This window comes from Micrococcus sp. IITD107 (genome assembly GCF_041927415.1).
In the GTDB taxonomy this organism is placed as follows: Bacteria; Actinomycetota; Actinomycetes; order Actinomycetales; family Micrococcaceae; genus Citricoccus; species Citricoccus terreus.
Genome location: NZ_JBHFFN010000001.1, coordinates 286,548 through 303,459 on the forward strand (window position 1 = coordinate 286,548; position 16,912 = coordinate 303,459).

Sequence of the window (16,912 nt, forward strand, 5' to 3'; positions counted from 1 at the left end):
ACTGCCAGCGCGAGCGCACGGCGGGCCCCGTGAGCTGTCCACGGTCAGGGGGCTCGGCCCGTGTATCTGAAGACCCTGACCGTGCGCGGGTTCAAGTCCTTCGCCTCCGCCACCACCTTCCACTTCGAACCCGGGGTGACCGCCGTCGTGGGCCCCAACGGCTCGGGAAAGTCCAACGTGGTGGACGCCCTGGCCTGGGTGATGGGGGAGCAGGGCGTCAAGAACCTGCGCGGGGGCAAGATGGAGGACGTCATCTTCGCCGGCACCTCCGGCCGTGCTCCGCTGGGCCGAGCCCAGGTGACGTTGACCATCGACAACGCCGACGGTGCCCTGCCGATCGAGTACAGCGAGGTCACCATCTCGAGGACCCTGTTCCGCAGCGGCGGGTCGGAGTACGCCATCAACGGGGCATCCTGCCGACTGCTGGACATCCAGGAGCTGCTCTCGGACTCGGGGCTGGGACGGCAGATGCACGTGATCGTGGGTCAGGGGCAGCTGGACCGGATCCTGCAGGCCACCCCGGAGGAGCGCCGCGGCTTCATCGAGGAGGCCTCCGGGATCCTCAAGCATCGGCGGCGCAAGGAGCGCACCGTCCGCAAGCTCGAGTCCATGCGGGCCAACCTGGACCGGGTGCGTGATCTGACCGAGGAGGTCCGGCGTCAGCTCGGGCCGCTCTCCCGCCAGGCCGCCACCGCTCGGAAGGCCCAGCGCATCCAGTTCGACGTCCGGGATGCCCGAGCTCGCCTGCTGGCCGATGACCTCACCACCCAGCGGGCCGCCGTCGGGAAGCTGGCAGAAGGCGACCGGGACCTGGAGGCCGCGCTGGCCCAGGCCCAGGCTCGGCTGGCCGAGGGCGAGCGCCAGGCGGCCAGCCTGGGCTCCCAGGCGCAGTCGGTCTCAGACGCCGCCGCGGCGGCACAGCGCCACTGGTACGAGCTCTCCACTCTGGCGGAGCGGTACCGTTCCCTGGCCGCCGTGGTGGAGGAGCGCGTCGGGTCGCGTCGGCACGCTGCCCCCGCGCCCAGTGGACCGGACCCGCAGACGGCCCGTGCTCTGGCTGAGAGGGCTCAGCAGGAGGCCGAGCAGGCCGACGCGGCAGTGGAGCAGGTGCGCGCTGAGCTGGAGCAGGTCACAGCCCAGCGGCAGACGGCTGAGGCGACAGCCCGCCAGGCGCACGAGGCGTACACGCGTGCCCTGCAGCGCATCGCGGACCGTCGTCAGGCCGCGGCGGTGGCCGCCGGTCGTGCCGAGGCGGCCCGCGCCCGGCAGGAGTCCCTCACCGCCCAGGACGCTCGACTGGCCCAGCGCGTTGAGGACTCGGCGCAGACCGTGGAGCGTCTGCGCGCCGAGCTGACCGCGGAGCAGAACCGACTGGCCGGGTCCATGGACACCGAAGAGGCCCTGGACGCCGCCTACGAGCAGGCCGCCGAACAGGCCGCTCAGGCCCAGCAGGAGGATGCGGCACTCCAGGCGCAGGTGGCCGAGGCCGAAGCCGCTCACCGTGAGGCCACGGCCCGGCGCGAGGCACTCCAGGAGCTGCTGGAGCCGGCGGCCGACGCCGCCATCTCGGCCCTGACCGATCACTCGGTGCGGAGCCTGGCCGAGCGGGTGCGCATCAGCGAAGGCTGGGAGGCCGCCGTCGCCGCCGCGCTGGGTGGCCCGGGCGAGCAGCTCGTCCTCCCGCACGTACAGGCCGTGGAATCGGCGCTGCAGACCCTGGAGGCCGCCGGCGCCACGGCGGTCCGGCTGCTGCACCCCCTCCTGGAGGTTCCCGACGACGGCCCGGCACCGTCGGCAGACACCTCACCTGGGGTGCCCGCCGCGTCCGTGGTGGAGACCGACGATCCGGGTCTGACCGCCACGCTGCGCCTGCTGCTGGATGAGGTGGTCCTGGTCGAGGACCTGGAGCAGGCGCGGGAGGTGGTGTCCGGCGTGGACGGAGAGAGCGCCCGCCGCAGGGCGGTGACGCGCGACGGTGCCGTGCACGGACCCGGCTGGTTCGACGGACAGGGCACCGGTGCCGGCAGCAGGATCGAGCGACAGGCAGCCGCCGACCGGGCCGCCGAGATCACCGTGCAGACCTCGCATGAACTGGATCGCCTGCGGTTCGCCCAAGCTGGGATGCGGGAACGGCTTCAGGCCGCGCAGGAGGCAGAGGCCCTCGCGTTGGAGGAGCTCAACGCGTCCGATGCCCGGTACACCGCCGTCACCGAACACCTGGCACGGCTCACCGAACAGCTCCAGCTCGCCCAGGACGAGGGGGCGTCCCTGGCGGACGAGCGGGAGGCCCTGGCACGGCGACTCGAGGAGTATCAGGACGTGGTGACCGAGGCCGAGCGGCAGGCCGAGGAGGCCGCGAGGTCGGTGGCGGGGGAGTCGGCCTCGGCTGCACCGACCGACGGCGCCGAGACCTCCCCGGTGGATTCCGCCGAGCGCGACGCCGCTGAGGAGGCGGCCGCCCAGGCTCGACATGCCGAGACCGAGGCACGACTGGCGCTGCGCACCGCGGAGTCCGTCCAGGGCCAGACCCGGCACCGTGCAGACCAGGCTCGACGCGCGGTCGCCGCCGCGGACCTGGCTCGAACGGAGTACGAGCGATCCGAGACCCAGCGCCGCACCCGCCTGCGCCGGCTGGAGGCGGTGGGGGCCGCCGTCGGGCAGGCCAGGTCGTGGCTGGACGCCGCCGTGACCCGCGCCGCCGCCGACCGACAGGAGCTGGATCGAGAACGGGAACAGCTGGAACGGCGACTGAACGAGCTGCGCCAGGCCGCCGACGAGGACCGTTCCGGCGTGACCCAGGCCCAGGAGCGGCTCCATGCGGCGCAGATGGCGCGGCAGGAGCAGCAACTGCGGCTGGACCAGATGCAGGAACGGGCCCGGGAGGATCTGGGCATGACACCGGACTACCTGCTCGGGCACTTCGGGCCGGAGGTTCCGGTGCCCGCCGGCCCGCCCCCGGAGCCCCACGAGGGGTCAGCGGCAGACGCCGGCTCCGATCAGGTGGTCGTGCCGGCGGGAGAGCCGGAGACCGTGCCCTTCGACCGGGCCGAGCAGCAGAAGCGGCTGCGCCGCGCTGAACGCGAGCTGTCCGCCCTGGGCCGGGTCAATCCACTGGCTCTGGAGGAGTTCGACGCCGTGGAGGAACGCCACCGGTTCCTTTCCGAGCAGCTTCAGGACCTGGAGTCCAGCCGGAAGGACCTGCTGGCCATCATCCAGGACGTGGACGACACCGTCCTGACCGTGTTCCGATCCGCATTCGAGGACACCGCCGAGCAGTTCCAGCACGTCTTCGCCACCCTGTTCCCCGGGGGCGAGGGGCGGCTCTTCCTGACCGATCCGGATGACCTGCTCAGCTCCGGTGTGGAGGTGGAGGCACGGCCGGCGGGCAAGAAGGTCAAGCGGCTCTCCCTGCTCTCCGGGGGAGAGAGGTCCCTGGCGGCCGTGGCCATGCTGGTGGCGATCTTCAAGGCCCGCCCGAGCCCGTTCTACGTGATGGACGAGGTCGAGGCCGCCCTGGACGACACGAACCTGGGCCGACTGCTGCAGATCTTCCGGGAGCTCCAGCGCGACAGCCAGCTGATCATCATCACCCACCAGAAGCGGACCATGGAGGTGGCCGATGCGCTCTACGGCGTCTCGATGCGTGGCGACGGCATCAGCCAGGTGATCAGCCAGCGTCTGGACGGTGCCGCAGATCCTCCTGGGGATCCGGGGGAGTGATCTTCGGCAGTGCTCCGGTCCTGGGGCCGCCGGGTGCCACCGGCAGGTTCGTCTCCGGGGCGAAGGTCCAGGACAGGGCACCGACCAGCAGCACGCCGCCGGTCAGGGCGAACGCCCAGCCATAGCCTGCGGCGTCCACCACCAGTCCGGCCACGAGCGGCCCGATGATCGCTCCGAGGTCGGCGGACATCTGCGCCGTGGACATCACCGATCCAGCCTTGCGCTCCTGACCCACGAGGTCGGCGATGGCCGCCTGCTGAGGCGCATTGAGCAGCCCGGTGCCCATCCCGGCCACCACGCACAGGCCCAGGAAGAGCCAGGGGCTGGTGGCCCATCCGATCACGCCGGTGGCCACCGCCGCGACGATCAGACCGATGATGATCAGCGGCTTGCGGCCATGCACATCCGAGAGCCGTGAGAAGAAGGTCACCGCCACGATGTTGCCGGCGGCGAACACGGACAGCGCAGCACCGGCCATCTGCGGGCCGTCCAGCACCGCCCCGGCACCGGTGAAGGCGCCGGCGGCGAACAGCGGGGTCAACGAGTTGCGCACCCCGAAGGTGGCCCAGCCGTTGGCGAAGAACGAGGTCAGCGAGGCACGGTAGGCGTGATGCGTCCAGGCCTCGGACAGCGGCATGGAGCTGCGGCGATCCGGCGCGGCACGGTCGGCCAGACGAGAGTCCCGCAGCAGGAAGAAGACCAATCCCGCGGCGATCACCAGGGAGGTTCCGTAGATCAGGAACGGGACGCGGTAGCCGAAGGCCGCCAGCAGTGAGCCCACCACCGGACCGGCGATGTTGCCGATCAGGAAGGCCGAGGCGTAGGCGCCGGAGACCCTGCCGCGGATGGTCGGCGGGGACTTGCGGGCCAGGAAGGCCATGGCCGAGACCGTGAAGAGGGTCGAGCCGATGCCGCCCAGCGCGCGGAAGATCAGCAGCTGGGCGTAGTCCTGGGCGAAGGCGATCAGGAACATCGACAGGGCGACGACCAGCACGCCGGTCATGTACACGGGGGTCTCGCCGAACCGGCTGGTCACCTTGCCGGAGACGGGCGCGAACAGCAGGCGCGTCAGGCCGAATGCGGAGACCACGGCGCTGACGGCGGTGGCTGAGGCATTGAAGGACTGGGCGTACTGGGGCAGCACCGGGGCGATGATGCCGAAGCCGATCGCGATGATGAAGGCCGCCGCGACCAGGACCTTGATCTCCCGGGGGAGAGGAGTCCGCTTCACGCGCGGGGAAACAGAGCGGTCTGCGGGCATGGCCCCGATTCTCTCATGGTCCGGCCGAGCCGGGCTCCCGCGGCGACGCTGTGCCAGACTGGAGGGGTGGACCCCATCTCTCTGATTGCTCTTGCTGCCATCCTCGTCGTCGGCCTCGTGCTGCTGGGCCTGCTGGACCGTCGGCCCAAGCCGCCGAAGGGCGCCTACCCGACCACCCGCGACGCCAACGACCCCGCGCCGACCGGCTCGACGGCCGTCCTGGACCGGGAGGAGACGACGGACGTCGCCGTCGTCGAGCCCGAGGCCCCGGCCGCTCCCGCCGAGCCGGAGATCGTCGAGCCCGAGGCCCCGGCAACTCCTGCACTGGACCGGCCCGAGCCGGCCGGCAGCCGCCTGGCCCGGCTGCGCGCGCGCCTGGTCAAGTCCAACAACATCTTCGGCAAGGGACTGCTGGCCCTGCTCTCCCGGGACACCATCGACGACGACGTCTGGGACGAGGTCGAAGAGACCCTGCTGATGGCTGATCTGGGCACCGAGCCCACGATGGAACTGGTGGACCGCCTGCGTGAGCGCGTCACCGTGGAGGGCACCCGCAGCCCCGAGCAGGTCCGGACCCTGCTGCGGGAGGAGCTCGCTGCCATGGTGGACCCCTCCATGGACCGCCGTCTGGCCGCCACCCGCAAGGACGGCCGTCCTGCCGTGATGATGGTGGTGGGCGTCAACGGCGTGGGCAAGACCACCACCGTGGGCAAGATCGCCCGCGTGCTGGTGGCTGAGGAGCGCCAGGTCGTGCTCGGCGCTGCTGACACCTTCCGAGCCGCTGCCGCCGAGCAGCTGGCCACCTGGGGTGCTCGCGTGGGCGTGGACACCGTGAAGTCCGATCAGGACGGTGCCGACCCGGCCTCGGTGGCCTTCGAGGCCGTGCGCGTGGGCATCGAGCAGGAGTCCGACGTCGTCATCATCGACACCGCCGGCCGTCTGCAGAACAAGTCGAACCTGATGGACGAGCTGGGCAAGATCAAGCGGGTGGTGGAGAAGCAGGCCGAGGTGGACGAGGTCCTGCTGGTGCTGGATGCCACCACCGGACAGAACGGTCTGACCCAGGCCAAGGTCTTCGCCGAGGTCGTGGACATCACCGGCATCGTGCTGACCAAGCTGGACGGCACCGCCAAGGGCGGAATCGTGGTGGCGATCCAGCGTCAGCTCGGTGTCCCGGTCAAGCTGATCGGGCTGGGCGAGGGAGCCGACGACCTGGCGCCCTTCGACGCCGAGGGCTTCGTGGACGCACTGCTCGAGCCGTGAGATCCGCAACACAGCTGTAACGCACCGGCCGCACCGGTCATCTGATCGAAACGGCCCTGGGGGCACCGTGTAACACGGTGCCCCCATGCTCTTAACCAGAGCGCTGTTCCGCCGGTCCCCTCCGGGGACATCACCCGTCTCAGGGACAGCGCCCCTGGTGAGAGGAAGAGCCTGTGGACACGATCGAACTGAATGCGGGGCACATCTGGATGATGGTGTGCGCCGCGCTGGTGCTGCTGATGACGCCGGGACTGGCGTTCTTCTACGGTGGGATGACGCGGGCCAAGGCCTCGCTGAACATGATGATGATGTCCTTCGTCTCGATCGGCCTGGTCGGGCTGGTCTGGGTGCTGTGGGGCTACAACATGACCGGTGGCGATGGCTTCCTGCAGATGGTCGGCAACCCCCTGGCCGACCTGGGACTGTACTCGGCGGTGGGCACTGAGGACATGATCGGCATCGGCTTCGGGGCGACCTTCGCGATCATCACCGTGGCGCTGATCTCCGGCGCCGTGGCAGACCGTGCCAAGTTCAGCGCCTGGTGCGTCTTCGTCCCGGTCTGGGTCACGCTGGTGTACTGCCCGCTGGCCTTCATGGTCTGGGGTGGAGGGCTGCTCTCGGCCGACGGCGCCATCGGCACCGCACTCGGGGAAGCGGTGGACTTCGCCGGCGGACTGGTGGTCCACATCTCTGCCGGCACCGCCGCCCTGGTGCTGGCACTGCTGCTGGGCAAGCGCGCCGGCTTCGGCACGGACCCGGGCCATCGCCCGCACAACATCCCCTTCGTCATGCTGGGCGCCACCCTGCTGTGGTTCGGCTGGTTCGGCTTCAACGGCGGTGCTGCTGGCGACGCCACCGAGGCAGGACTCATCTGGGTCAACACGCTGGCCGCCCCGGCGGCCGCGATGATCGGCTGGATCATCACCGAGACCCTGCGCATCGGGCGTCCGACCTCTCTGGGCACTGCCTCGGGCATCGTCGCCGGGCTGGTCGCCATCACCCCCGCCTGCGCGTTCGTGGACCCGGTCGGCGCCATCGTGATCGGCCTGGTCTCCGGCGTCCTCTGCGCTCTGGCCGTGGGGCTGAAGTACAAGCTGGGCTTCGACGACTCCCTGGACGTGGTGGGTCTGCACCTGGTGGCCGGCATCGTCGGCACCGTGATGATCGGCCTGTTCGGTCTGCCCATGGACGACGGCCGGGCAGGTCTGCTGTACGGCGGAGACGGGATGCTGCTGGTCGCCCAGGTGGTGGCCGTCGTCGTGGCCATGGTCTTCGCCGCAGTGGTGACCCTCATCATCGGGCTGGTGCTGAAGTCCACGATCGGACTGCGGGTCTCCGCTGAGGACGAGGAGCTGGGGGTGGATCTCTCCCAGCACCGCGAGTCGGCCTACGCGTTCGGCGGATACGGCATGGGCTCCTCCTACGCCGACGCCGAGTCCACGGCTGATCCCCAGCAGGACACCGGCGGCGTCGAGCTCGATGCCGCCGGGCAGGACCGCCGAGTTGCTACCCTGGATAACCGGTAGTCTGCGCTGAGAGTGCGGCGACGGCCGCGACAGCTTCACCGCCGGGGGCGGACCGCTGAACGCGGTCTGCCCCCGGCTTTCGACGCGTCAGACCACAGACCCTGCGGTCCGGAGGACTCCGGCCCATCATCGACCACCACAGGAAGAGCACCCCGTGTTCAACTCCCTCTCCGATCGCCTCACGTCCACCTTCAAGAACCTCAAGGGCAAGGGGCGGCTCACCGATGCGGACATCGACGCCACCGCACGCGAGATCCGTCGCGCTCTGCTGGACGCGGACGTGGCGGTCCCCGTGGTGCGCGAGTTCATCGGTCAGGTCAAGGAACGGGCGCTGGGCTCGGAGGTCAGCCAGGCGCTGAACCCCGGCCAGCAGGTGGTCAAGATCGTCAACGACGAGCTGGTCCAGATCCTGGGCGGCGACACCCGCCGGATCTCCCTGGCCAAGAACCCGCCCACGGTGATCATGCTCGTGGGCCTCCAGGGTGCAGGCAAGACCACGCTGGCCGGCAAGCTCTCCAAGCACCTCAAGGACCAGGGGCACACCCCGCTGCTCGTGGCAGCCGACCTGCAGCGACCCAATGCCGTCAAGCAGCTCCAGGTCAACGGCGAACGGGCCGGCGTCCCCGTGTTCGCGCCGCACCCGGGCGTCTCCAGCGAGTTCGAAGCGGCCACCGGTGACCCGGTCCAAGTGGCACGCGACGGCGTGGCCGAGGCCCGGAACCGTCAGTATGACGTGGTGATCGTGGACACCGCCGGTCGTCTCGGCGTCGATGCCGAGCTGATGGAGCAGGCCGCGAACATCCGCGCGGCCGTTCAGCCGGACGAGGTCCTCTTCGTCATCGACGCGATGATCGGTCAGGACGCTGTGGCCACCGCCCAGGCCTTCAACGACGGCGTCGGCTTCACCGGCGTGGTCCTGACCAAGCTGGACGGCGATGCGCGTGGCGGTGCCGCCCTCTCGGTGCGCTCCGTGACCGGCAAGCCGGTGATGTTCGCCTCCACCGGCGAGGCGCTGACCGACTTCGAGGTCTTCCACCCGGACCGCATGGCCTCGCGCATCCTGGACATGGGCGATGTCATGTCGCTGATCGAGCAGGCTGAGCGCTCGTGGGACAAGGCCGAGGCCCAGAAGATGGCCCAGAAGTTCGTCGACCAGGAGGACTTCACCCTCGACGACTTCCTGAACCAGATGCAGCAGCTCAAGAAGATGGGCTCGATGAAGAAGCTGCTGATGATGATGCCGGGCGCCCAGGGCATGCGCCAGCAGCTCGAACAGTTCGACGATCGGCAGATCGACCGCATCGAGGCGATCATCCGGTCGATGACCCCGCATGAGCGGGTGGCTCCCAAGATCATCAACGGCTCCCGCCGGGCTCGCATCGCCAAGGGCTCGGGCGTCCACGTCTCCGAGGTCAACGGGCTGCTGGAGCGGTTCGGCCAGGCGCAGAAGATGATGAAGAAGATGGCCGCCGGTGGGGGCGGCATGCCGGGAATGCCGGGAATGCCCGGCATGGGAGCCGGTGCGGCTCGCAAGGGCAAGGGCAAGAAGGGCAAGGCCCAGAAGCCCCGCTCGGGCAATCCGGCCAAGGCCGCTGCCGAGATGAAGGCACTGGAGGAGCGGCGTCAGCGTTCGGCCCAGCAGGCCACGGGTGCGGCGTTCGGTCGTGACGGGCAGCTGGGACAGGACGGCTTCTCCGCCGAGGACCTGAACCTGCCCAAGGGATTCGAGAAGTTCCTGCGCGACTGACCAGCACCACGCTCACCGGAGCCTCTGTCCGACGGCTCGGCACCTGCCCTGGTGCCGAGCCGTCGTCGTCGGGGCCTCCGGAAATACTTGAATCCTCAAACACGTTGTCCACGGTGACGAGATGACCTGCCGCAGAGCGGCACCGCACCAGGAGTTCCACCATGACCATTGCCTCCCTCACGCCGTCCACCCCGTACCAGCCGATCTCCGGACGGCCGGCCGAGGACCTGCTGCCGGCCGAGCTGACCATGGGGGTGGTCACCCTCAAGACCGATGACGTGCCTCGCCTGAGCTCGTACTACGAGCGGGCCCTCGGTCTGGTCCCGGTGGCCGAGCATGGCCCGGACGTGGTGCTGGGCAGGGTCGGGGTGCCTCTCGTGGCGATCGAGGAGGCCCGCGGTCTGAAGCTGCCCGGTCGCGGCGAAGCCGGGCTGTACCACACCGCCATCCTCTTCCCGGATCAGGCCTCCCTGGCGGCCACGGTCTACACGGCCATGCAGGTCGATCCCACCCGGTTCGTGGGCTCCTCAGACCATCTGGTCTCCCAGGCCTTCTACTTCCAGGATCCGGACGACAACGGCATCGAGCTCTACTGGGACCGCCCGCGCGATCAGTGGCAGTGGAACGGTGACCAGGTCTCCATGGACACCCTCTACCTGCCGTGGGACCGCTTCCTCCAGGAGCACCTGACCGAGCAGGCCGTCTCCGGACTGCATCAGGCGCCGGCGCAGGTGGGGCACGTCCACCTCCAGGTCGGCGACGTGGAGACGGCCCAGCACTTCTACGTCGACGTCTTGGGGTTCGAGCGCACCACGACCTTCGGCGCGATGGCCCTGTTCGTCTCTGCTGGCGGGTACCACCACCACATGGCCATGAACACCTGGAACTCCACGGGCGTGGGGCCACGCCGCAACACCCTGGGTCTGGGCAGCGTGCAGATCGCGCTGCCGCGCGGAGAGGGCCTGGCGGCAGTGGCGGACCGACTTCTCACGGCCGGCCATGTGATCGAGCAGACCGGGCAGGCCCTGCACGTGCGTGATCCGTGGGACACCCGGCTGATCCTGGCCGAGGCCGCCGCGCCGTCGGTGTGAGAACCGGCGATGCATCTGGCACAATAGGACGGTACTGAACCGTCGGCAGGACGACCCTCTATCCTCCGCGTCGACGTTCCGTCAGCAGTCACGAGAGAACCGCCAACCCCACGGCCGGACCTCAGACTGCGCCTGCAACCAAGAACCAGGAGCAACCACACCCGTGGCCGTCAAGATTCGTCTGAAGCGTTTGGGCAAGATCCGCGCACCTTACTACCGCATCGTCGTCGCCGACTCCCGCACCCGCCGGGATGGTCGCGCGATCGAGGAGATCGGCAAGTACCACCCCACCGAGGAGCCCTCGTTCATCGAGGTCGACTCCGAGCGTGCCCAGTACTGGCTGTCCGTGGGCGCCCAGCCCACCGAGCAGGTCATGGCCCTGCTCAAGGTCACCGGTGACTGGCAGAAGTTCAAGGGCCTGGAGGGCGCCGAGGGCACCCTGAAGACCAAGCAGCCCAAGGAGGCCTTCGTGGCTCCCGCCAAGGGCTCGGTCATCCTGCCCGAGGCCATCACCCCCAAGGCCGAGTCCACCGAGGAGGCCCCCGCAGAGTCTGCCGAGGCCACTGAGGACGCACCGGCAGAGGCCGCTGAGGAGACCTCCGAGGCTCCGGCCGACGAGAAGTCCGAGTGACCATGCTGCAGGAGGCGCTGGAACACCTGGTCCGGGGAATCGTGGATTCTCCCGACGACGTCCGGGTGGACCTGCGCAACCAGCGGCGCGGTGAAGTGCTCGAGGTGCGCGTCGACCCCTCTGACCTGGGTCGCGTCATCGGCCGTCAGGGTCGGACCGCCACCGCACTCCGCACCGTGCTGGAGGGCCTTGCCGGCCATCCGGTCCGAGTGGACGTGGTGGACACCGACCGCCGACGCTGACCAGCGCAGCTCGACCAGCATGATCCGATGGCCCGTGGCCGGAGTTCCTCCGGACGCGGGCCATCGTGCTGTGACCACCAGCCCTGACCACCCCGGTCATCGCGACCGCACCGACTCCTGATGGAGGACCCTTCAGATGAGCACCGAGAGCACTGAGAGCACTGAGAGCGCCGCCGATGATCTGGTCCGGGTGGCCCGGATCGGCAAGCCGCATGGGATCCGAGGCGAGGTCACCGTCCAGCTGTTCACCGATGCTCCCGAGGAGAGGTTCGTCCCCGGAGCGCAGCTGCAGACTCGCGCTGCCCGCGGTGCCACGGCGCCGGCCCTGCTGACGGTGACCCGAGCCCGATGGAACAAGGAGATCCTGGTGCTCGCGTTCCAGGAGTGCCCGGACCGCAACGCCGCCGACGCCCTGCGGGGAACGGAGCTCTTCGCGGCACCGGACGTGGCCGGTGAGGACGACGCCTGGTACGAGGAGGACCTGCTCGGACTGGCAGTGCTGGTCGACGGGGAGCGGGTCGGCGAGGTCGCCGCTCTGATCACCGGTGAGGTCCAGGACCTGCTGGACGTGGAGCTGGACGAGCGTCACGGCGGCCACCGGGCCTTGATCCCCTTCGTGGACGAGATCGTCCCCGACGTGGACCTGGACGCGCAGACGGTGCTGCTGACTCCACCACCAGGTCTGCTCACACTCAACGCCGAGACCGACGAAGACAAGACGGCAGCCGGACCGGAGGCCCAGGGATGAGGATCGACGTCGTCACGATCTTCCCGGAGTACCTGGGCGCCCTGGACGTCTCCCTGATCGGCAAGGCCCGCCGAGAGGGACTGCTCGAGATCCGCGTGCACGATCTGCGGGAGCACGCCTTCGACCGGCATCGCACTGTGGACGACACGCCCTACGGAGGCGGTGCCGGCATGGTCATGAAGCCCGAGCCCTGGGCCCTGGCCCTGGAGCAGATCGCGGCCGACTCCCCACTGGCGCTGGACGCGGAGGGGGAGACTGGCCGTCGTCCCGTCCTGTTGGTGCCGACGCCCTCGGGCCAGCTCTTTCGTCAGCAGGTGGCCCAGGAGCTCTCCGCGGCCGACCATCTGGTGGTGGCCTGTGGCCGCTATGAGGGGATCGACGAGCGGGTCTTCCACTGGGCGCAGGAGCACTATGAGGTCCGCTTGGTCTCCTTGGGGGACTACGTGTTGAACGGGGGAGAGGTGGCCGCACTGGCGATGGTCGAGGCCATCGGCCGTCTGGTGCCCGGCGTGGTGGGCAACCCCGAGTCACTGGTGGAGGAGTCCCACAGTGACGGGCTCCTCGAGTATCCGGTCTACACCAAGCCCTCCTCCTGGCGAGGTCATGACGTCCCGGAGATCCTGCTCTCCGGAGACCATGGGAAGATCGCCGCCTGGCGCCATGAACAGCAGGTGGAACGCACCCAGCGCCGCCGTCCGGACCTTCTGGAGCGGCTCGACGTCTCCACCGTGGCCCAGGAGGACTGATCCGGCTGGTCCGGCTGATCGGTCTGCTTCGTCGAACTGTGGCATAATGGGTCGCTGTGCCAGCTGGGCGCGCGACCTGCCACAGGGGGCGGGCGTCAACAGCACGGCCATCCGGCGGCCACACGGTCTGACCGGACTCACAGCTCCGGCTCTGCCTCTCCTGACGTCTGCACCAGCAGACCCAGCGGGTGAGCCGTCGACCACGTGGATGACCTGTGGCGTCCACCAGGAGAAGCACACATGCACATCCTTGACACTCTGGACTCCGCGTCCCTGCGCACCGATGTCCCGGACTTCCGTCCCGGCGACACCGTGAAGGTGCACGTGAACATCGTCGAGGGCAAGACCGCCCGTGTCCAGGTCTTCCAGGGCTACGTCATGGGCCGTCAGGGCCACGGCATCCGGGAGACCTTCCGCGTGCGCAAGGTCTCCTTCGGCGTGGGCGTGGAGCGCACCTTCCCGGTGCACTCCCCGGTGATCGAGAAGATCGAGGTCGTCACCAAGGGTGACGTCCGCCGCGCCAAGCTGTACTACATGCGCGATCGTCACGGCAAGGCCGCTCGCATCAAGGAGAAGCGCGACTTCGGCAAGGACGCCTCCAAGGCCTGATCTGCCCTGCGCACCACCTCGGGCGCCGGAACTCCCCACCAGGAGTCCGGCGCCCGTGGCGTCTGCGAACCTCTGCCCCCGAGCTCACGAACACCAGGACCCTGATGGACAGCACCGCCGTCACCGAGTCTCCACGTCCGTCCGCCACCCGATCCCGCCGGTGGCGCCGCTGGGCGCTGTCCGGGGTGGCCGTCGTCGTGATGGCGGTGCTGGGCGCCGCCCTGCTGCGCTCCACCGTGGCGGATCTGTACCTGATCCCCTCCGGATCCATGGAGCCCACGCTGCAGGAGGGGGACCGCGTGGCGGTGGACCGCGAGGCCTACCGCGGGGCCTACCGCGGGGCGCCGGTCCAGCGCGGGCAGATCGTGGTGTTCGACGGCGAGGGGAGCCTGACGCAGTATCAGTCCCGGACCAGTGTGGAGCGGGCGTTTCAGGGGGCGGCCCAGTGGCTGGGCCTGGCCCCGGACCCCAGCGCCTACGTGAAGCGCGTGATCGGCGTGGGCGGAGACAGTGTGCGCTGCTGCACGGACGAGGGGCTGCTGGAGGTCAACGGTGAGCCACTGGCCGAGCCCTACCTGGCTGAGTCTGCCAGCACGGACGCGCCGGCCTCCCAGGTGCCGTTCACCGTGGAGGTCCCCGAGGGGCGGCTGTTCCTGCTGGGGGATCACCGCGCAGCCTCGGTGGACTCGCGGGCCCTGCTGGGGGCACCCGGGGGCGGGATGATTCCGCTGGGCAAGGTGGAGGGGCGGGTGACGCAGATCGTCTGGCCCACCGAGCGGCGTGGTCCGGCCGGTACAGTGGAGGGTCGGGCCAGTGACGGCCCGGTGCAGGGCGACGGCGGAGAGGACCGGTAGTGGATCAGGACAACGAGGCCTCGCGACGTCAGGACCTGCCGGGAGACAGCCATCGCCCGGACGAGGTCGGCTCGAGCGCAACGGCCGCGGACACTCAGGAGCCCACCTCGAGTCAGCGACTCTGGAAGGGCGTCCAGGAGATCCTCTGGATCGTCGGCATCACGCTCGTCATCTCCTTCCTGATCAAGACCTTCCTCTTCCGTGCCTTCTTCATCCCCTCGGGCTCCATGGAGGAGACGCTGCAGGTGGATGACCGGATCTTCGTGAACCTGCTGATCCCCGAGCCCTTCGGCCTGGATCGCGGAGACGTGGTGGTCTTCCAGGACACCAAGGGCTGGCTGGCCGAGCCGGCCCCGCGTCCGGCGAATCCGGTCCGGGACGCGCTCGAGTTCGTGGGCCTGATGCCGGACAGCTCCCAACAGCACCTGGTCAAGCGCGTCATCGGCATGCCCGGCGATCACGTGGCGGCCGCCGGCGACGGCACCGCGATCACCGTCAACGGCGTGCCGGTGGACGAGCCCTACCTCCACCCCGGCGCCACCCCCTCGGACATCCCGTTCGACGTGGTGGTCCCCGAGGACAAGGTCTGGGTGATGGGCGATCACCGCAACGCCTCCGCGGACTCGCGCATGCACCAGCACGGCCCGGGGGAAGGTTTCATCGACCTGGATGATGTGACCGGCCGGGCCGAGGTCATCGCCTGGCCGATCACCCGCTGGGGCGGGGCCGGCGGAGACCGGGAGGCCTTCGAGCAGGTGCCCGAACCCAGGGCTGTGGAGCCCGGCCAGCAGTGAGTCCCACTGGTCTGCTCCGTTCCACCCGCACCCTGCCTGACCTGAGCATCGAGTCCTCCCTGGTGCAGGGCTCGGGCCTGGTGGCCGGGATGGACGAGGTGGGACGCGGTGCCTTGGCCGGTCCGGTCACCGTGGGCGTGGTGGCCGTGAGGATTCCCGACGACGGCGCTCACCCGGCCGTGCAGGACTCCAAGGCCTTGGCTCCGGCCAGGCGAGCCGCCCTGGTGGGTGAGATCGGCGCGTGGGCCGCGGGGGCCGCCGTCGGGCATGCCGCACCGGCGGAGATCGACCGGTACGGGCTCAGCACGGCGCTGGGGCTGGCCGGGCGCCGGGCCTGGCACGCCCTGATCGCGCAGTTGGACGGCGCGGTCCCGGTTCTGCTGCTGGATGGACGGGACGACTGGCTCACCCGCACGCCCGACGAGGTCTGCACGGGGCTGTGCCCGCGCCCGGACAGGATCCATCTGAAGGTCAAGGCCGATGCGCGGTGCGCCAGTGTCGCGGCTGCCTCCATCCTGGCCAAGGTCGAGCGGGATCAGATCATGGTGGAGCTGGACGCCGCCTTCCCGGACTACGGGTGGGCCGGCAACAAGGGGTACGGGGCCGAAGGGCATCGGCGAGCTCTGGTGGAACGGGGGATCACCGAACACCACCGCCGCTCCTGGCGGCTGCTGCCCGAACCCGTGGTGCAGCAGGACGAGCTGTTCGGCGATCTGCTCGAGGGACAGGACGGTGCACAATGGAGGGCATGAGCGGCGACGATCTGGATGACTACGAGGCCGAGATGGAGCTGCAGCTCTACCGGGAGTACCGTGACGTCGTCGGGCTCTTCCGGTACGTGGTGGAGACCGAGCGGCGGTTCTACCTGGCCAACGAGGTCACCGTCACCCCCCATGCGGACGGCTCGGACCTGTACGTCGAGGTCAAGCTCGAGGACGCCTGGGTGTGGGACATCTACCGGGCCAAGCGCTTCGTGAAGAAGGTGCGTGTGCTCAGCTTCAAGGACGTCAACGTCGAGGAGCTGCCGACCGCTGAGGATCTGGGGATGCCGGACGGCCCTCTGTCCTGACCCAGCTTGACCTGGTCTGATCTGATCTGGCTCGCCACCCTCGGTCCGCTCCTGCACAGCGGATTCGTCCACTGATCCTGTCCACAGTCGCACCGGGACGGCCACATCATGACCTGCCACCGCGCCACAGTGGTCGTGGAGGTGCACAGATGCAGACGCAGCAGACAGACCAGACGAGCAGTGCGGACGAGACCACCCGGCACGTGCCCGTGGCCTCGACCGCACACACCGCCCTGGGGCGGTACGGGGAGGACCTGGCAGCTCGGTGGCTCCAGGACCAGGGATACCGGATCCTGGATCGGAACTGGCGGTGCCCGGCGGGGGAGCTGGACATCGTGGCCGAGGTCCAGGGCTGGTGGGTCGCCGTGGAGGTGAAGACCCGCCGAGGCGTGGGCTACGGGGAGCCCTTCGAGTCGATCAATCGGCGCAAACTGCAACGTCTGCACCGACTGGCACGAGCCTGGGCCGCCGAGCACCCCGGGGTGTCACACCGGGACCGCTGGCGGGTGGACGCCGTGTCCGTGCTCATCCCCGCCGGCGGCGGACTGAAGATCGAGCTGCTCAAGGACCTGCAGCCGTGAGCGCGCAGGCACCTGCCCAGCGCCCCCGTG

General features: G+C 69.6%; 16 protein-coding genes. 15 read left to right on the forward strand and 1 reads right to left on the reverse strand.

The features are described 5' to 3' along the window. Positions 1–60: 60 nt before the first annotated feature. Complete coding sequence (gene smc / locus ACEXHE_RS01320; protein ID WP_374784442.1) at positions 61–3,720, forward strand: chromosome segregation protein SMC; 3,660 nt, start codon at positions 61–63, stop codon at positions 3,718–3,720. Here smc and ACEXHE_RS01325 read toward each other — a convergent pair. Further along, on the reverse strand, positions 3,668–4,981 hold the full coding sequence (locus tag ACEXHE_RS01325) for an MFS transporter (protein ID WP_374784443.1): 1,314 nt from the start codon (positions 4,979–4,981) through the stop codon (positions 3,668–3,670). The genes smc and ACEXHE_RS01325 overlap by 53 nt on opposite strands. 66 nt (positions 4,982–5,047) lie before the next feature. Here ACEXHE_RS01325 and ftsY point away from each other — a divergent pair, with 66 nt between their 5' ends. The 14 genes from ftsY (at position 5,048) to ACEXHE_RS01395 (ending at position 16,882) form a co-directional block, all read left to right on the forward strand. After that, entirely contained in the window at positions 5,048–6,244 is a 1,197-nt protein-coding gene (gene ftsY, locus ACEXHE_RS01330; protein WP_356966045.1) for a signal recognition particle-docking protein FtsY, read from the forward strand. A gap of 182 nt (positions 6,245–6,426) precedes the next feature. After that, positions 6,427–7,770 carry an ammonium transporter gene (locus tag ACEXHE_RS01335; RefSeq protein WP_336704515.1) on the forward strand — a complete coding sequence of 448 codons (1,344 nt, stop codon included), beginning with the start codon at positions 6,427–6,429 and terminating at the stop codon, positions 7,768–7,770. A 154-nt stretch (positions 7,771–7,924) separates the two neighbouring features. Next, positions 7,925–9,517, forward strand: a complete 1,593-nt coding sequence (ffh, locus tag ACEXHE_RS01340) for a signal recognition particle protein (protein ID WP_277244641.1) — start codon at positions 7,925–7,927, stop codon at positions 9,515–9,517. A 161-nt stretch (positions 9,518–9,678) separates the two neighbouring features. After that, positions 9,679–10,608 carry a VOC family protein gene (locus ACEXHE_RS01345; RefSeq protein ID WP_374784444.1) on the forward strand — a complete coding sequence of 310 codons (930 nt, stop codon included), beginning with the start codon at positions 9,679–9,681 and terminating at the stop codon, positions 10,606–10,608. A 163-nt stretch (positions 10,609–10,771) separates the two neighbouring features. Beyond that, complete coding sequence (gene rpsP, locus ACEXHE_RS01350) at positions 10,772–11,239, forward strand: 30S ribosomal protein S16 (protein ID WP_091694410.1); 468 nt, start codon at positions 10,772–10,774, stop codon at positions 11,237–11,239. A 2-nt stretch (positions 11,240–11,241) separates the two neighbouring features. Next, on the forward strand, positions 11,242–11,481 hold the full coding sequence (locus ACEXHE_RS01355) for an RNA-binding protein (RefSeq protein ID WP_091695273.1): 240 nt from the start codon (positions 11,242–11,244) through the stop codon (positions 11,479–11,481). Between the two features lie 136 nt (positions 11,482–11,617). Further along, the gene (gene rimM, locus ACEXHE_RS01360; RefSeq protein ID WP_374784445.1) at positions 11,618–12,229 is read left to right on the forward strand and encodes a ribosome maturation factor RimM; all 612 of its coding nucleotides are present in this window, start codon (positions 11,618–11,620) and stop codon (positions 12,227–12,229) included. Then, positions 12,226–12,975 carry a tRNA (guanosine(37)-N1)-methyltransferase TrmD gene (gene trmD / locus ACEXHE_RS01365; RefSeq protein WP_374784446.1) on the forward strand — a complete coding sequence of 250 codons (750 nt, stop codon included), beginning with the start codon at positions 12,226–12,228 and terminating at the stop codon, positions 12,973–12,975. Before rimM ends, trmD begins: the two co-directional genes overlap by 4 nt. Before the next feature lie 240 nt (positions 12,976–13,215). After that, positions 13,216–13,584: a 50S ribosomal protein L19 gene (gene rplS, locus ACEXHE_RS01370; RefSeq protein ID WP_091694399.1), complete on the forward strand. Its 369-nt coding sequence runs from the start codon at positions 13,216–13,218 to the stop codon at positions 13,582–13,584. Positions 13,585–13,688: 104 nt separating this feature from the next. Continuing rightward, positions 13,689–14,438, forward strand: a complete 750-nt coding sequence (gene lepB / locus ACEXHE_RS01375; RefSeq protein WP_374784447.1) for a signal peptidase I — start codon at positions 13,689–13,691, stop codon at positions 14,436–14,438. Next, the gene (lepB, locus tag ACEXHE_RS01380) at positions 14,438–15,232 is read left to right on the forward strand and encodes a signal peptidase I (RefSeq protein WP_374784448.1); all 795 of its coding nucleotides are present in this window, start codon (positions 14,438–14,440) and stop codon (positions 15,230–15,232) included. The genes lepB (ACEXHE_RS01375) and lepB (ACEXHE_RS01380) overlap by 1 nt, the downstream gene beginning before the upstream one ends. Then, positions 15,229–15,984 (forward strand): ribonuclease HII, encoded by a 756-nt coding sequence (locus ACEXHE_RS01385; protein WP_374784449.1) that lies wholly within the window; start codon positions 15,229–15,231, stop codon positions 15,982–15,984. The genes lepB (ACEXHE_RS01380) and ACEXHE_RS01385 overlap by 4 nt, the downstream gene beginning before the upstream one ends. Then, entirely contained in the window at positions 15,981–16,301 is a 321-nt protein-coding gene (locus ACEXHE_RS01390) for a DUF2469 domain-containing protein (protein WP_374784450.1), read from the forward strand. The genes ACEXHE_RS01385 and ACEXHE_RS01390 overlap by 4 nt, the downstream gene beginning before the upstream one ends. A 149-nt stretch (positions 16,302–16,450) precedes the next feature. Further along, positions 16,451–16,882: a YraN family protein gene (locus ACEXHE_RS01395; RefSeq protein WP_091694390.1), complete on the forward strand. Its 432-nt coding sequence runs from the start codon at positions 16,451–16,453 to the stop codon at positions 16,880–16,882. The last annotated feature ends 30 nt before the right edge of the window (positions 16,883–16,912 follow it).

Bases quoted from the DNA above. Each gene is read 5' to 3' on its own strand.
- ACEXHE_RS01325 (WP_374784443.1), bottom strand. From the start codon at position 4,981: ATGCCCGCAGACCGCTCTGTTTCCCCGCGCGTGAAGCGGACTCCTCTC.
- ACEXHE_RS01345 (WP_374784444.1), top strand. From the start codon at position 9,679: ATGACCATTGCCTCCCTCACGCCGTCCACCCCGTACCAGCCGATCTCC.
- ACEXHE_RS01355 (WP_091695273.1), top strand. From the start codon at position 11,242: ATGCTGCAGGAGGCGCTGGAACACCTGGTCCGGGGAATCGTGGATTCT.
- rimM (WP_374784445.1), top strand. From the start codon at position 11,618: ATGAGCACCGAGAGCACTGAGAGCACTGAGAGCGCCGCCGATGATCTG.
- trmD (WP_374784446.1), top strand. From the start codon at position 12,226: ATGAGGATCGACGTCGTCACGATCTTCCCGGAGTACCTGGGCGCCCTG.
- rplS (WP_091694399.1), top strand. From the start codon at position 13,216: ATGCACATCCTTGACACTCTGGACTCCGCGTCCCTGCGCACCGATGTC.
- lepB (WP_374784447.1), top strand. From the start codon at position 13,689: ATGGACAGCACCGCCGTCACCGAGTCTCCACGTCCGTCCGCCACCCGA.
- ACEXHE_RS01390 (WP_374784450.1), top strand. From the start codon at position 15,981: ATGAGCGGCGACGATCTGGATGACTACGAGGCCGAGATGGAGCTGCAG.
- ACEXHE_RS01395 (WP_091694390.1), top strand. From the start codon at position 16,451: ATGCAGACGCAGCAGACAGACCAGACGAGCAGTGCGGACGAGACCACC.